This window comes from Burkholderia torrens (genome assembly GCF_984668525.1).
Genome location: NZ_OZ480211.1, coordinates 2005897 through 2020859 on the forward strand (window position 1 = coordinate 2005897; position 14963 = coordinate 2020859).

Here is a 14963-nt window from a genome sequence, read left to right on the forward strand (position 1 = left end):
ACTCACGCCTCCTCATCGTCGTCCAGATACGGCTCGTCATCGTGATACTCGCCGCCGAAATCGTCATCGTCGTAGACACCGTCGTCGTCGTCGAATTCCTCGTCGCCCTGCCCGAAGCCGAGCGCCGCGACGAGCGCGTTCATGTCGTCCGGCAGCGGGCAGCGCCATTGCATCGCCTTGCCCGTGACCGGATGCACGAGGCCGAGCCGCCACGCATGCAGCGCCTGTCGTGCGAACCCGTCCGGCAGCGGCGTGACCGAGCGCTTGCCGCGCGCCCGCCCGTAGACGGGATCGCCGAGCAGCGGGTGCCCGGCGTGCGCGCAGTGCACGCGGATCTGGTGCGTACGGCCGGTTTCGAGATCGCACTGGATCGCCGAAACCGGCTGACGTTGCCACAGACATGTGTCAACCGTGCGGAAATGCGTGCGCGCGGGCTTGCCCGACGCGCCCGTGACGACGGCCATGCGCGTACGTTCGCGCGGATCGCGGCCGATCGGCGCGTCGATCGTGCCTTCCTCGGGCATCGTGCCCCACACGAGCGCGAAGTAGCGGCGCTTCACCGTGCGGGCCTGCAGCTGGCGCACGAGGTCCGTCTGCGCGGCCAGCGTGCGGGCCACCACCATCAGGCCGGACGTTTCCTTGTCGAGCCGGTGGACGATGCCCGCGCGCGGCAGGCCGGCCGCCGCGTCGCCGTAGCGATGCAGCAGCCCGTTGAGGATCGTGCCGCTCCAGTTGCCGGCGGCCGGATGCACGACGAGGCCGGCCGGCTTGTTGATCACGACGAGCGCGTCGTCCTCGTAGATCACGTCGAGCGGCACGGGCTCCGGCGTGAACGCGAGCTGCTCGGGCAGCAGGTCGGGCACGAGCTCGATCCTCGCGCCGAGCGGCACCGGCTGGCGGATCTTCGCCGGCGCGCCGTCGACCAGCACGCGCTGTGCCTCGATCCAGCTCTGCAGGCGGCTGCGGGAGAATTCGGGGAACAGCTGGGCAAGCGCCTTGTCGAGGCGCTCCCCCGCGAGCGACAGCGGCACTTCGACGACGCGCGGCGCCTCGTCGACCACCGCGGACGGCACGACGGGCGGCTGCATGGCGTCGCCGGTCAGATCGTCATCGAGGGAATCCCCCGATGCAGCGTCGGCGGGCCGATCGCTTGGGCTATAATCTTCGCGATTTGGTGTGCCCGGCTGGGCATTCTGCGAACTTGAACGGGTCATTTAGACTGGGTCACCGAGACTTGAAGCTAGGACATGCGAGCATGATGAATTCGACCAAACGCACGGCCAGAACCGTCGCCGCCCGGGCTGCGGCGGTAGCGGCCGCGGCCCTCATCGCCGGCTGCCACGGCTTGCCGCAGAAGCAGGACGAGACGGCTACCTGGTCGAATAACAAATTATACTCAGAGGCCCAGGACGCACTGTCCGGCGGCGACTGGGGCAAGTGCGCGAAATATTTCGAATCGCTGCAAGGCCGCGATCCGTTCGGTCATTTCGCGCAGCAGGCACAGATCAACGTTGCATACTGCAACTGGAAGGACAACGAAGCGGCCGCCGCCGACCAGGCCGTCGATCGCTTCATCCAGCTCCACCCCGATCATCCGGATATCCCGTACGCGTACTACCTGAAGGGGATGATCCACTTCAACGACGATCTCGGCCTGTTCGGGCGCTTCTCCGGCCAGGACATGAGCGAACGCGATCCGCAGGCGCTGCGCGAGTCGTACGATGCGTTCAAGGTCGTCGTCGACCGCTTCCCGAAGAGCAAGTACGCGCCCGACGCGGCAGCGCGGATGCGCTACATCGTCAACGCGCTGGCATCGCACGAAGTGCACGCGGCCGACTACTACTACCGTCGTGGCGCCTACGTGGCGGCGATCAACCGCGCACAGCTCGCGATCAAGGATTACAAGGGTGCGCCGGCAATCGAAGACGCGCTGCACATCATGATCCTGTCGTACAACAAGCTGAACCAGCCGCAGCTCGCCGAAGACACGAAGCGCGTGCTCGCGGGCACGTTCCCCGACAGCCCGTACGTCACGGGCCATTCGCGCCCCGGCGCGAAGAAGTCGTGGTGGCAGTTCTGACCTGACGAGCACGCGGCGCAACGCCCGTTGCGCACACAAAAAACCCGGCCATCGAGCCGGGTTTTTCATTGGCGCCGCAATCAGGCGCCGCGGGTGCGATCGCGCGGCCGAGGCAGCGCGTATCGTCACATGCGCTTTTCCGAGCGATGCTCGTCGAAGAAGTCCTGCACGACCGCGATCTCGCGCGTGCGCTTGAACGGCGGCAGGCTCTGCCAGATCCGGCGCCCGTAGGGTTTGTCGACGAGCCGCGTGTCGCAGATCATCAGCACGCCGCGATCCGTTTCCGCGCGAATCAGCCGGCCCGCGCCCTGCTTCAGCGTGATCACGGCCTGCGGTAGCTGGTGGACGGCGAACGGGCTCAGGCCCTTCTTCGTCAACGCGTCGAGACGCGCGGCCAGCACCGGATCGTCCGGCGGTGCGAACGGCAGCTTGTCGATCACGACAAGCGAAAGCGCGTCGCCGCGTACGTCGACGCCTTCCCAGAAACTCTGGCTGCCGACCAGGATCGCATTGCCGTACGCGCGGAAACGGTCGAGCAGTTCGGTGCGGCTCGCGTCTCCCTGCACGAGCAGCGGCGTGTTCCAGCCGCGTGATTCGATGACATCGCGCAACTTCGACGCGATCCGGTCGACCGCGCGCAGCGTCGTGCACAGCATGAACACGCCGCCGCCGGACGCCTCGATCGCCGGCAGCGCGGCATCGAAGACGGCATCGGTAAACGCCGGCGACGACGGCTGCGGCAGGTTGCGCGGTACGTACAGCAGCCCTTGCGACTGGTAGTCGAACGGGCTCGCGAGCGTCATCGAGCGACGCGAGCTGAGGCCCATCTGCGCCGCATAGTGCGTGAAATCGCCGCGCACCGACAGCGTGGCCGACGTGAACACCCAGGCACGCGGGACGCCCGCGCGCTGCTTCGCAAAGATCGGCGCGACCGACAGCGGCGTTTCATGCAGCTGCACGGTATGCGCGAACACCTCGACCCAGCGCACCTTCTCGTTCGGATCGCCGTCAGGCGTCGCCTTGTCGCCGGCCGCTGCCGCGTCGGCCTTCGCGGCCGCCTCCGCCGCGCCGGGTGCGACCCAGCCGGCCAGCAGGTCCTGCAGTTCGCGGGCGCGCCGCAGGCACGCACCGAGCGATTCCGCGCGTTCCGCCTGGCTCGCGAGCGCCGACGCGAGCGCGTCGAGCGCCACGTCGAGCGCGTCGAGCGCGCCGAACATCGGGTGATCGTCGCCGAGCTGCGCGAGCGACATGCGGACGATCTGGTCGTTCGCGAACGCGAGGCGCAAGTCGCGCGCCGCCCGTTCGAGATCGCCGCCGAGCTTCACCCACTCGACCGCGTCGCGCGCATGGCCCAGGCCTTCGGCCACCGTGTCGCGTGCGAGTTCGAGGATCTGCGTGGTCGACAGCGTCTCGCCGAAGAACAGCGTCGCCGTCTCCGGCAGCTGGTGCGCTTCGTCGAAGATGACCGTGTTCGCGTTCGGCAGCAGTTCGGCCATCCCGGTGTCGCGCAGCATGATGTCCGCGAAGAACAGGTGATGGTTGACGACGACGACGTCCGCCTGCTGCGCCTCGCGCCGCGCCTGCATCACGAAGCATTCCTTGTAGTGCGGGCATTCCTGGCCGAGGCAGTTGTCGCGCGTCGACGTGACCATCGACCACACGGGCGCCGTTTCCGGCACGCTTGCGAGCTCGGCCTTGTCGCCGCTCTTCGTGATCTTCGCGAAGCGGACGATCTCCTGCAGATACGCGGTGTCCTGCCGTGACGGCAGGCGGCCGTTGTCGGCCGTGCGTTGCAGGTAGTAATGGCACAGGTAGTTGGCGCGCCCCTTGAGCATCGCCACCGACACCGGCACCGCGAGCGCGTTGCGCACGGTCGGGATGTCGCGCTGGAACAGCTGGTCCTGCAGGTGTTTCGTGCCGGTCGACACGATCACCTTGCCGCCCCACAGCATCGCGGGCACCAGATACGCATAGGTCTTGCCGGTACCCGTGCCGGCTTCGACGATCAGCGTGTTGTCGGCCGCGTCGTTGTCGGATTCGGCTGGCGCGGCACCGTCGGCACCCGGCTCGGCCGCCTTGTCGGCGTCGCCGAGGCGGCGCGCCGGCCGCTTGCGGGTTTCGAAGATCTCGGGTTCGGGCATCCGGCGCGCGGACGCTTCCATCGCGGACGCGACCGCGCGCGCCATCTCGATCTGCGAGGTACGCGGCCGGTAGCCGTCGAGCGCGCGCGCCAGCAACCCGCCTTCACCGAAGATCGTGTCGAGTTCGTCGACGCGCTTGCGGCTCAGCTCGAAGGTGCCTTCGGGCGCACGAGCGCGCCCGGCGGACGTCGCGTCACGCCGGGCATCGGGGGTGGCTTCAAGCGGTGAATTCAAGGCAAGCGTTCCTGTGTCCAGCGCCCGGGCGGCGCCGGCGCTTGCCAGGCCGCGCTCAGGCGCGCTTATCCGGTTCGAGCTGCGATTGCAGCAGAATGATTTTGTCCTTGGCTGCCAGCTTTTCCTTCTTCAGCCGGTGCAGCGTGATGTCGTCGATGTCGGAGTGTCCTTCCTTCAGCTCGATCTCCCGAGCGAGCTGCTGGTGCTGCTCCTGCAATGCAGCCAAACGGTTGTGCAATTCCTGCTGCTGTTCCGTGTGACGGTTTTGCATAGTTGCCTCCTCATCGAAGCAGCGCGGCGGCTGGCGTGCCGACGCGCCCGAGACTGATCCCGATCAATCCAACACGTTACTGCCCCTGCTGTTGCTGTTGCTGTTGCTGTTGCTGCCTGGCCTTCTCGGCCGCTTCCTGCTGACGCCGCTCGACATCGGCCTTGTGCTGCGCGGCTTCCTTCTGCTTCTGCTCGTAGCGCGTGGCGTTGTCCGCCCGCTCTTGCGCCTTCTGCGCCGCCTGCTGGTGCGCCTGGTCGAGCTTGTGCTGGAAGTCGGCCTGCTTCTGGTCGTATGCCTGCTTGCTCGCCGCGCGTTGCGGCCCTTCCGCGCCGCGCTGCGCCTGCTTCAGTGCATTCTGCTCCTGCTTGTCGCGGAACGCAGCGGCGTTCGCCGCGTCGTTCGCCGCGCGCTGCGGCGCCTCCGCCGCGTTCTGCGCCTGCTTCAGCGCCTGCTGCTGGTCGCGCTGCTGCGCGCGCACCGCACGCTGCTCGTCGTTGAGCGCGAGTTGCTCCTGACGGATGCTCGCGCGCTCGTCGCGCATCAGGTCGCGCGCCTTGCCGAGACAGTGATTGACGAAGAATTTGCTGTAGCAATCGTGCTCGGCCACCGCATAACGATAATCGTTTTCCGCGGTGCGTTGATTGAGCACTTTTTGACGGGCGTCGAAATCCGGTGCGGCAGAGGCTGCGACGGGCGCGGCCGCGACGGCGTCCGGCGCGGTGGCCGACGCCTGCGCGAACGCGCCGGAAGGCCCAGCAGACAAAGCCGCGGCGAGCGCTGCGCCGAGCGCGACGAGAGAAATTCGGGAAGTTGGCAACGTCGTAGGAAAGCTGCGGGACATGTGTCAAATTCTATCACCCCCGGCTGGACGCTCCGCCATTTATGGCAAAATGCCCCGCTTCACTCACCCGCGGCATCTGGCCCGTCGGGCCCGCCATGCAGCCCGCCGCTTCGGGCCTGCCGGCCCGCGCCGCGATTTCAGCAGGCAGATCATCCACGACATGACGGAAACCGTAGCACTCAAGATCGTACAGCGCATCGCCACCGAACTGTCCGTCCAGCCGCGCCAGGTCGCGGCGGCCGTGCAACTCCTCGACGAAGGCTCGACCGTTCCGTTCATTGCCCGGTACCGCAAGGAAGTGACCGGCAACCTGGACGACACGCAGCTGCGCAACCTCGAGGAACGCCTCCTGTATCTGCGCGAGCTCGAGGATCGCCGCGCGGCAATCCTGTCGAGCATCGACGAACAGGGCAAGCTGACGGACGAGCTGCGTGCCGCGATCGATGCGGCCGACAGCAAGCAGGTGCTCGAAGACCTTTATCTGCCTTACAAGCCGAAGCGCCGCACGCGCGCGCAGATCGCCCGCGAGGCCGGCCTCGAGCCGCTCGCGCAGGCGCTGCTCGCGAACCCGCTGCTCGATCCGCAGGCCGAGGCGGCCGCGTACGTCGACGCCGACAAGGGCGTCGCCGACGTGAAGGCCGCGCTCGACGGCGCGCGCGACATCCTGTCCGAACAGTTCGGCGAGACGGCCGAGCTGCTCGGCAAGCTGCGCGACTACCTGCACAATCAGGGCGTCGTGTCGTCGGCCGTCGTCGAGGGCAAGGAAAGCGAGGAAGGCGAGAAATTCCGCGACTATTACGACTACGCGGAAACGATCAAGACCGTGCCGTCGCACCGCGCGCTCGCGCTGTTCCGCGGCCGTAACGCCGGCGTGCTGACGGTCAAGCTCGGCCTCGGCGAAGAGCTCGACGCGCAGGTGCCGCACCCCGGCGAGGCGATGATCGCGCGCCATTTCGGCATTGCGAACCAGAACCGCCCGGCCGACAAATGGCTGTCCGACGTCTGCCGCTGGTGCTGGCGCGTGAAGGTGCAGCCGCATATCGAGAACGAACTGCTCACGCAGCTGCGCGAAACGGCCGAAACCGAAGCGATCCGCGTGTTCGCGCGCAACCTGAACGACCTGCTGCTGGCTGCGCCGGCCGGCCCGAAGGCCGTGATCGGTCTCGACCCCGGCCTGCGCACGGGCGTGAAGGTCGCGGTCGTCGACCGCACCGGCAAGGTGCTCGCCACCGACACGATCTACCCGCACGAGCCGCGCCGCGACTGGGACGGCTCGATCGCGAAGCTCGCACGCATCGCCGCGCAGACGCAGGCCGAACTCATCAGCATCGGCAACGGCACCGCGTCGCGCGAAACCGACAAGCTCGCGAGCGAACTGATCGCGAAGCACCCGGAACTGCGCCTGCAGAAGATCGTCGTGTCGGAAGCCGGCGCGTCGGTCTACTCGGCATCCGAGCTCGCGGCGAAGGAATTCCCCGAGCTCGACGTATCGCTGCGCGGCGCCGTGTCGATCGCACGCCGCCTGCAGGACCCGCTCGCCGAGCTCGTGAAGATCGAGCCGAAGGCGATCGGCGTCGGCCAGTACCAGCACGACGTGAACCAGCGCGAACTCGCGCGCTCGCTCGACGCGGTCGTCGAGGATTGCGTGAACGCGGTCGGTGTCGACGCGAACACGGCATCGGCCCCGCTGCTGGCGCGCGTGTCGGGCTTGAACGCGACGCTCGCGCGCAATATCGTCGACTACCGCGACGCGAACGGCCCGTTCCCGTCGCGCGAGCATCTGCGCAAGGTGCCGCGCCTCGGCGACAAGACCTTCGAACAGGCCGCCGGCTTCCTGCGCATCAACGGCGGCGAGAACCCGCTCGACCGCTCGTCGGTGCACCCGGAAGCCTATCCGGTCGTCGAACGGATGCTCGCGAAGATCAACAAGCGCATCGACGACGTGCTCGGCAACCGCGAAGCGCTGGCGGGCCTTTCCCCGACGGAATTTGTTGACGAACGTTTCGGCCTGCCGACCGTGCGCGACATCCTGTCCGAACTGGAGAAACCGGGCCGCGATCCGCGTCCGGAATTCAAGACCGCGACGTTCCGCGAAGGCGTCGAGAAGGTGTCGGATCTCGTGCCGGGCATGACGCTCGAAGGCGTCGTGACGAACGTCGCCGCGTTCGGTGCGTTCGTGGATATCGGCGTTCACCAGGACGGCCTCGTCCACGTGTCCGCGATGTCGACGAAGTTCATCAAGGACCCGCACGAAGTCGTGAAGGCCGGCCAGGTCGTCAAGGTGAAGGTGCTCGACGTCGACGTGAAGCGCCAGCGCATTGCGCTGACGATGCGCCTCGACGACGACGCGGCAGCGCCCGGCATGTCGTCGCGCGGCAGCCAGGATCGCGGCAATGCAGGACGCGGCGCGGCCCGCCCGCAGCGCTCGCGCGAGCCGGAGCCGGCTGGCGCCATGGCCGCGGCGTTCGCGAAGCTGAAGCGCTGAGCACGCGAAAACCGTCGACAGACAGAAAAGCCCGCTGAAAGGCGGGCTTTTTTATTGCATCGACGCGCGGTTCCGAAAATCGCGATGAAACCCGGACAGGTGCGTTTTCGTCACCATTACCCTGCTTCCAGTCGGCGAATTAAACAATTTGCACTGCAGCATGCATTTTCTTGACGCTTTGAATCCCGCACATAAAATAAATTCGAGTACGGTATTGCAACGTCTTCGATAACTGAAGCGAATTTTCCGCCCGACAACAGGATTCCCCGCGACGATCACACGCGCCGCGCGTTTCAAGCCTCCCGTCTTTGATTGCCACGCTCTGAAGTCGATTTGCGACACATGACATCCGGAATATGCGCGGGCCGGTAAGCCGGCGCATATTCGCCAAAATGGATCGGGGAATCATGAAAGCAGATGATCTGGAAATCGAACTGGCCGCATTGCGCATTCCCGTTTTCGAGGTGCCGTGGGCCGGCGCCTGTTCGCCGCACGTCGAGCGAATCGAATCGCGCATGCTCGAATGGGCCGACGCATACGGCCTGCTCGTGTCCGACGCCCATCGGGAGCGCGTCATACGCACCCGTTACGGCTGGCTCGCCTCACGCTGTTACCCGAACGCCGATCCGCCTCTGCTGCAGGCGCTTGCCGATTATTTCGTGTGGTTCTTTCTCGCCGACGACCTGTTCGTCGATCGCGTGGAGCCGGTCGGCGCCGATACGCTGCGCAACCTGACCGCGATGATCGACGTCCTCGACTACGGATGTACGGGCCCCGAACCGGTGTACGGCGAACGCGCGTGGCTCGATGTATGCCAACGGCTGCGCGCGCGCCTGTCGGCCGAGCATTTCGCACGCTTCGCGCAAGGCATGCGCCTGTGGGCCACCACGGCCGGATTGCAGATCATCGGCCACCAGAACGCTAACCCGGCCGCCGTGCCACAGTACGAAACGATCCGGCGCCACACGAGCGGCATGAACCCGTGCCTGGCACTGGCGGACGTGGCCAATTCCGGCGCCGTCCCGCCCGATACGTTTCACCGGCCGGAGATCCAGGCGCTGGGCCGGCACGCGAACCATATCGTCTCCTGGAGCAACGACATCCAGAGTATCGGGATCGAAGCACGCCAGCCTGGCCAGTTCCGGAACATGGTGATGGTTCACGCGTCGCGCGGTCATTCGCTGCAGGCCGGCATCGACTATACGGCCGCCCGCGTGCGCGCCGAGATCGGCGAGTTCGTCCAGTGCGCCGATGCGCTCGTGCAGCATGCCGACACGCGCGTGCGCGGACTCGTCGACGGCTACCGGTACTGGATACGCGGCTATCTGGATTGGGTGGCGCGGGATACGCAGCGCTATGCGGCTGCGTTCGCGGCAGTCGATGCGGACGATCGCAGCCTGGTCACGCTGTCGGAGAACGCGGCGCGCGGCTGAACAGCCTGCGCGCCGCGCCCGGTCAGATCTCGATCTTCGTGCCGAGCTCGACGACGCGGTTCGCCGGAATCGAGAAGAAGTCGGTCGGCTTCGCGGCGTTCTGGTGCATCCATGCGAACACGCGCTCGCGCCAGATCGACATCCCGGGCAGATGCGTCGGTACGACGGTTTCGCGCGCGAGGAAGAATGACGTGTCCATCAGCTCGAACGTCATGTCGTGCGTCCGGCCGAATTCCTCGAGCACGGCCTTCACGTCCGGCGTCTCGTTGAAGCCGTACTCGGCCTTGACGATGTACAGCCCGCCGCCCGCATCGCGCGCGGTCTGGCGCCGGTCGTCGCGCACGTAGGGAATATCGCGCGTGACGAACGTCAGGAAAATGGTCCGCTCGTGCAGCACCTTGTTGTGCTTCAGGTTGTGCAGCAGGCTGACGGGCACGAGCTTGTCGTTGCCGGTGAGGTAGATCGCGGTGCCCGACACGCGATGCGGCGGATGCGCGAGCAGCCCCTGCAGGAACGGCTCGAGCGGAATACCGTCGGCCGCCGTGCGCTCCTTGACGATGTGGCGCCCCTTGTACCAGGTCATCAGCAGGAAGAACAGCAGCGCGCCGATGCCGAGCGGCAGCCAGCCGCCCTGCGCGACCTTCAGCAGGTTCGCGCCGAAGAAGCCGAGGTCGACCGCGAGGAACACAGCGATGATCGCGCCGACCAGCAGCCGGTTCCAGTTCCACACCTTCACCATCACGACGCACGCGAGCACGGTCGTGATCACCATCGTCGCCGTGACCGCGATGCCGTACGCGGCCGCGAGGTTGTCGGAGCTCTTGAAGCCGATCACGATGCAGAGGATCACGGCCAGCAGCAGCCAGTTCACGACCGGCACGTAGATCTGGCCGATCGCGAGTTCGGACGTGTGCAGCACCTTCATGCGCGGCACGTAGCCGAGCTGGATCGCCTGCGACGTCAGCGAATAGGCGCCCGAGATCACGGCCTGCGACGCGATCACGGTCGCGACCGTCGACAGCACGACGAGCGGCAGCAACCCCCATTCGGGCGCCAGCAGGAAGAACGGGTTTTCGATCGCTTTCGGGTTCTGGATCAGCAGCGCGCCCTGGCCGAAGTAGTTCAGCACGAGCGACGGCATCACGAGCCCGTACGCGGCGATCCGGATCGGCTTTGCACCAAAGTGGCCCATGTCCGCGTAGAGCGCTTCCGCACCGGTCAGTACCAGCACGACCGAGCCGAGCACGACGTAGGCCTGCAGCAGGTGGTCGGCCATGAACGACGCCGCGTAATACGGGTTGACGGCCGCGATGATGCCCGGCACGCGAACGATGTGGTACACGCCGAGCGCTGCGATCACGACGAACCACAGCACCATGATCGGGCCGAACAGCTTGCCGACCAGTGCGGTGCCGTGGCGCTGGATCCAGAACAGCGCGATCAGGATCACGATCGTGATCGGCAGCACGAGATGGGACAGGTGCGGCGTCGCGATTTCGAGACCTTCGACCGCCGACATCACCGAGATGGCCGGCGTGATCACCGCATCGCCGTAGAACATGCACGCGCCGAAGATCCCGAGCGCCATCAGCGCACCCGCGACGCGGGTCTTCGAGTCGAGCGGCCGCAGCGACAGCGCCATCAGCGCGAGCACGCCGCCTTCGCCGTTGTTGTCGGCCCGCATCACGAACAGCAGGTACTTGATGCCGACCACCAGGATGATTGCCCAGAACAGCAGCGAAATCACGCCGAGAATCGACCCTTCGGTGAGTGGAATGCCGTGTGCGGGGCTGAACGCCTCCTTCAGCGAATACAGCGGGCTGGTGCCGATGTCGCCGAACACGACGCCGATGGCTGCTATCGCTAGCGCCCGCATCGAGTGTTGTTGCGTCGAATGCGGCGCGTGTGCGGCGTCGGTCGCGTGGATCGTGTCGTTCATATGAAGCGTAATAATCGGGTCCGGGTCGGACAAAACGAGCGCTATTCTACTCGCGCCCCCGTGAAACGCCGCCCTGCTCTGTTGCCGTGGAACCACGTGATCCACGCTGCGCATGCAATCCTGCGCGAGCTGTGGCAGGGCTGCCATCATAGCCGGGGCCGCGCCGTCTGCCTACCCGATCCTCCGGACGCACCGCCCGGCGCACCCGGCGCGCCAATGAAAAACGGCGCCGCGAGCGGCGCCGTACAAGGCTTTCCTTCGATCGGCCAGGCGCTTACGCGCCCGAACCGTCGCGCTGCGCGCGACCGCGCTTGATCCATGCCTCGAGGTTGTGCGGACGAACCGTGTCCCACTCCTCGAACGGCTGATGAATCCACGGATTCGTCGGCAGAAACTGCGTGTGATAGTCGGGCTTGACCTTCGAGCAACCCTTGTACCAGAGCACGGCCGAGCGCACGGCCGTCACGGACGGGTAACGCTCCTTCAGGTGCTCCTGCACGCGCGCGAGCGTGACGCCCGAATCGACGAGATCGTCGACCAGCAGCACGTTGCCCGCGAGATGGCCGCGCGTCATCGTGATGTACTGCGCGATGTCGAGCTCGCCCTGCTCGGTGCCGGCCGCTTCCCGGTACGAGCTCGTCGCGAGGATCGCGAGCGGCACGTCATAGATGCGCGACAGCTGATCGCCGACGCGCAGGCCGCCGCGCGCGAGGCACAGGATCTGGTCGAACTTCCAACCGGATGCATGCACCTGGAGCGCGAGCAGCTCGATCAGACGGTGATACTCGTCCCAGCCTACCCACAGGTTCTTGTCGTCGTTGCGCGGATCGGTCATCAAGTCTGCCGCCGTCATCGTGATTTGCTGCGTCATCTCGAAATTACACCTTGAACGGATGGCGGAGCAGGATCGTTTCGTCGCGGTCCGGGCCCGTCGACACCATGTCGACCGGCACGCCAGCCACTTCCTGGACGCGGGCGAGGTAAGCCTGCGCATTCGCCGGCAGCGCGTCCCACGTATTGATCCCGACGGTGCTTTCCTTCCAGCCGGGGAACGTCTCGTACACCGGTTCGCAACGCGCGACATCGACCGCGCCGCGCGGCAGGATGTCCACGTCCTTGCCGTCGACCTTGTAGCCGACGCACAGCTTGACTTCGTCGAGGCCGTCGAGCACGTCGAGCTTCGTCATGCACAGGCCCGACACGCCGTTGATCTGGATCGAGCGGCGCAGCGCGGCTGCATCGAGCCAGCCCGTGCGGCGCGGACGGCCGGTGACCGAACCGAATTCCTTGCCGACGTTCGCCAGCGTGACGCCGACCTGGTCCTGACGCTGCGGATTGTCCGCATCGTACAGTTCGCTCGGGAACGGACCCGAACCGACGCGCGTGCAATACGCCTTCGTGATGCCGAGGATGTAGTTGAGCTTCTGCGGACCGACGCCCGCGCCGGCCGACGCCGCACCCGCGACGCAGTTGCTCGACGTGACGAACGGATAGGTGCCGTGATCGATGTCGAGCAGCGTGCCTTGCGCGCCTTCGAACAACAGGTTCTGGCCCGCGTTGTTCGCGTCGTACAGACGGCGCGACACGTCGGCCACCATCGGCTTCAGGCGGTCGGCATAGCCGAGCATCGTGTCGAGCGTGGCCTGGAAATCGACGGCTGCGCCGCCCAGGTACTGGGTCAGCACGAAATTGTGGAAATCGAGGTTTTCGCGCAGGCGGTCGGCGAAGGTCTTCGCGTCGAACAGGTCCTGCACGCGCAGCGCGCGGCGGCCGACCTTGTCTTCGTACGCAGGGCCGATGCCGCGGCCCGTCGTGCCGATCTTGCCCGCGCCCTTGCGCGCTTCGCGCGCCTGGTCGATCGCGATGTGGTACGGCAGGATCAGCGTCGTGGCTTCGGAGATGAACAGACGGTCGCGCACGTTCACGCCGGCTTCTTCGAGCTCGCCGATTTCCTTGAACAGTGCTTCGGGGGACAGGACGACGCCGTTGCCGATGTAGCAGGCGACGCCTTCACGCATGATGCCCGACGGAATGAGGCGCAAGATCGTTTTCTTGCCGCCGATGATGAGGGTGTGGCCGGCGTTGTGACCGCCCTGGAAACGCACGACGCCCTGAGCGTGGTCCGTCAGCCAGTCGACGATCTTGCCCTTGCCTTCATCACCCCATTGCGTTCCCACGACGACGACATTGCGCCCGGGAGTCACGTTCACTGCGCTGGCAGACATGTTGATTCGTTAGCTGGTTAAAAACGTATTCTACCTATGTTCGCGGGCGATTCCGAATTTTTCCGTTTCGCTTCAACGATATGCACGCCGAAGCACGGCCCGCGAACGCCTCTTTATCGGGGTTCGACCACCCATGCGCCGTTGCGCTCGACGAGCGAACGGTCGCATGCGAACTCGTCGAGCACGTGGTCGTGGCCCGGCAGCGCCTGGATCACGACTTCGCCCGCATCGCGCAGCGCGGCGACGGCCGCGCCCAGCGCGTCGTCCTGCGCCCACGGCGCGAGAATCGCGGTGCCGCGCGCCTCGACCGGCGAGATCCGCGCGAGTTCACGCAGGTCGAGCGAGAAGCCCGTGGCCGGCCGCGCACGGCCGTACGCCTGCCCGACGTGGTCGTAACGGCCGCCGCGCGCGATCGCGTTCGGCACGCCGTCGATGTACGCGCTGAACATCGCGCCGCTGTGGTACGCATAACCGCGCAGGTCGGCGAGGTCGATCGCCACTTCCGCGCCCTTCGCCTGCGCCGCGAGCTGCGCCAGATCGTCGAGCGCCTGCGTGATTTCGGGCAGTACCGGCAGGCGCGCACGCGCCTCGGCGAGCACGCTCGCATCGCCGTAAAGGCTCGGCAGCGCGCGCAGCGCGGCGCGCGTATCGGCGCCGAGATCGTCGGTGAGTTCGTTCAGGAGCGGCACGTCCTTGCCCGACAGCGCGTCGTACAGCGACTCGCCGCGCTCGGCGGCCTGCGCGTCGCGCGCCAGCAGCGCCGCGAGCACGCCCGCGTGGCCGAGGTCGAGACGGATGCGCGACAGGCCCGCGAGGTGCAGCGCGTCGAGCATCAGCTGCTGGATCTCGAGATCGGCTTCCAGCCCGGCATGACCGTAAATTTCGGCGCCGATCTGGATCTGCTCGCGCGTCGCGTGCAGCCCGCGCGGACGCGTATGCATCACGTGTCCCGCGTAGCAGAGGCGCGTCACGCCCTGACGGTTCAACAGGTGCGCGTCGATCCGTGCCACCTGCGGCGTGATGTCGGCACGCAGGCCGAGCGTACGGCCCGACAGCTGGTCGACCAGCTTGAAGGTGCGCAGGCGCAGGTCGGTGCCGCCGCTCGTCAGCAGCGACTCGAGATACTCGAGCAGCGGCGGCATCACCATTTCATAGCCGTACGAACGGAAGCGGTCGAGCAGCCTGCGGCGCAGCTCCTCGATCTTGCGCGCTTCCGACGGCAGCACGTCGGCGATATTCTCGGGAAGTAACCAGGTCGACATCGGTACGGTCCTACGACGGGAAACGGCGCGCGCCACGCGCGCCGCGAGTTGA

11 protein-coding genes are annotated in these 14963 nt (G+C 66.6%); 3 read left to right on the forward strand and 8 right to left on the reverse strand.

Annotated elements, in window-relative coordinates; all coding sequences use genetic code 11:
* Positions 1-2: 2 nt before the first annotated feature.
* Complete coding sequence (locus tag AC5LXX_RS09185; RefSeq protein WP_493409288.1) at positions 3-1214, reverse strand: RluA family pseudouridine synthase; 1212 nt, start codon at positions 1212-1214, stop codon at positions 3-5.
* Positions 1215-1255: 41 nt separating this feature from the next.
* On the opposite strand from AC5LXX_RS09185, the gene AC5LXX_RS09190 reads away from it, so the two are divergent.
* Positions 1256-2080: an outer membrane protein assembly factor BamD gene (locus AC5LXX_RS09190; protein ID WP_175847829.1), complete on the forward strand. Its 825-nt coding sequence runs from the start codon at positions 1256-1258 to the stop codon at positions 2078-2080.
* A gap of 125 nt (positions 2081-2205) precedes the next feature.
* Here the strand turns inward: AC5LXX_RS09190 and yoaA are convergent, their stop codons facing one another.
* The 3 genes from yoaA to AC5LXX_RS09205 all read right to left on the reverse strand — a co-directional run bounded on the left by yoaA (position 2206) and on the right by AC5LXX_RS09205 (position 5567).
* Positions 2206-4455: a DNA repair helicase YoaA gene (yoaA, locus tag AC5LXX_RS09195; protein ID WP_493409289.1), complete on the reverse strand. Its 2250-nt coding sequence runs from the start codon at positions 4453-4455 to the stop codon at positions 2206-2208.
* A 55-nt stretch (positions 4456-4510) separates the two neighbouring features.
* A complete protein-coding gene (locus AC5LXX_RS09200; protein ID WP_006478692.1) occupies positions 4511-4726 on the reverse strand; it encodes an HP1242/YdcH family protein in 216 nt (71 codons plus the stop codon).
* A gap of 76 nt (positions 4727-4802) precedes the next feature.
* Complete coding sequence (locus tag AC5LXX_RS09205) at positions 4803-5567, reverse strand: hypothetical protein (RefSeq protein ID WP_493409290.1); 765 nt, start codon at positions 5565-5567, stop codon at positions 4803-4805.
* A gap of 160 nt (positions 5568-5727) precedes the next feature.
* On the opposite strand from AC5LXX_RS09205, the gene AC5LXX_RS09210 reads away from it, so the two are divergent.
* Entirely contained in the window at positions 5728-8052 is a 2325-nt protein-coding gene (locus AC5LXX_RS09210; protein WP_322083782.1) for a Tex family protein, read from the forward strand.
* Between the two features lie 407 nt (positions 8053-8459).
* Positions 8460-9485 carry a terpene synthase family protein gene (locus AC5LXX_RS09215; protein ID WP_493409291.1) on the forward strand — a complete coding sequence of 342 codons (1026 nt, stop codon included), beginning with the start codon at positions 8460-8462 and terminating at the stop codon, positions 9483-9485.
* 22 nt (positions 9486-9507) lie between these two features.
* On the opposite strand, the gene AC5LXX_RS09220 is transcribed toward AC5LXX_RS09215, so the two are convergent.
* From AC5LXX_RS09220 to AC5LXX_RS09235, 4 genes are all read right to left on the reverse strand, one after another.
* A complete protein-coding gene (locus tag AC5LXX_RS09220) occupies positions 9508-11424 on the reverse strand; it encodes a potassium transporter Kup (protein WP_493409292.1) in 1917 nt (638 codons plus the stop codon).
* 274 nt (positions 11425-11698) lie between these two features.
* Positions 11699-12295: a phosphoribosyltransferase gene (locus AC5LXX_RS09225; protein WP_493409293.1), complete on the reverse strand. Its 597-nt coding sequence runs from the start codon at positions 12293-12295 to the stop codon at positions 11699-11701.
* 7 nt (positions 12296-12302) lie between these two features.
* Positions 12303-13649 (reverse strand): adenylosuccinate synthase, encoded by a 1347-nt coding sequence (locus AC5LXX_RS09230; RefSeq protein WP_493409294.1) that lies wholly within the window; start codon positions 13647-13649, stop codon positions 12303-12305.
* A 113-nt stretch (positions 13650-13762) separates the two neighbouring features.
* A complete protein-coding gene (locus tag AC5LXX_RS09235; protein ID WP_124450236.1) occupies positions 13763-14911 on the reverse strand; it encodes an ATP phosphoribosyltransferase regulatory subunit in 1149 nt (382 codons plus the stop codon).
* Between the last annotated feature and the right edge of the window lie 52 nt (positions 14912-14963).

Excerpts from the sequence above, each read along its gene's own strand:
- AC5LXX_RS09225 (WP_493409293.1), bottom strand. The coding sequence starts at position 12,295 with ATGACGCAGCAAATCACGATGACGGCGGCAGACTTGATGACCGATCCG.
- AC5LXX_RS09220 (WP_493409292.1), bottom strand. The coding sequence starts at position 11,424 with ATGAACGACACGATCCACGCGACCGACGCCGCACACGCGCCGCATTCG.
- AC5LXX_RS09235 (WP_124450236.1), bottom strand. The coding sequence starts at position 14,911 with ATGTCGACCTGGTTACTTCCCGAGAATATCGCCGACGTGCTGCCGTCG.
- AC5LXX_RS09190 (WP_175847829.1), top strand. The coding sequence starts at position 1,256 with ATGATGAATTCGACCAAACGCACGGCCAGAACCGTCGCCGCCCGGGCT.
- AC5LXX_RS09215 (WP_493409291.1), top strand. The coding sequence starts at position 8,460 with ATGAAAGCAGATGATCTGGAAATCGAACTGGCCGCATTGCGCATTCCC.
- AC5LXX_RS09210 (WP_322083782.1), top strand. The coding sequence starts at position 5,728 with ATGACGGAAACCGTAGCACTCAAGATCGTACAGCGCATCGCCACCGAA.
- AC5LXX_RS09205 (WP_493409290.1), bottom strand. The coding sequence starts at position 5,567 with ATGTCCCGCAGCTTTCCTACGACGTTGCCAACTTCCCGAATTTCTCTC.
- AC5LXX_RS09230 (WP_493409294.1), bottom strand. The coding sequence starts at position 13,649 with ATGTCTGCCAGCGCAGTGAACGTGACTCCCGGGCGCAATGTCGTCGTC.
- AC5LXX_RS09185 (WP_493409288.1), bottom strand. The coding sequence starts at position 1,214 with ATGACCCGTTCAAGTTCGCAGAATGCCCAGCCGGGCACACCAAATCGC.
- AC5LXX_RS09200 (WP_006478692.1), bottom strand. The coding sequence starts at position 4,726 with ATGCAAAACCGTCACACGGAACAGCAGCAGGAATTGCACAACCGTTTG.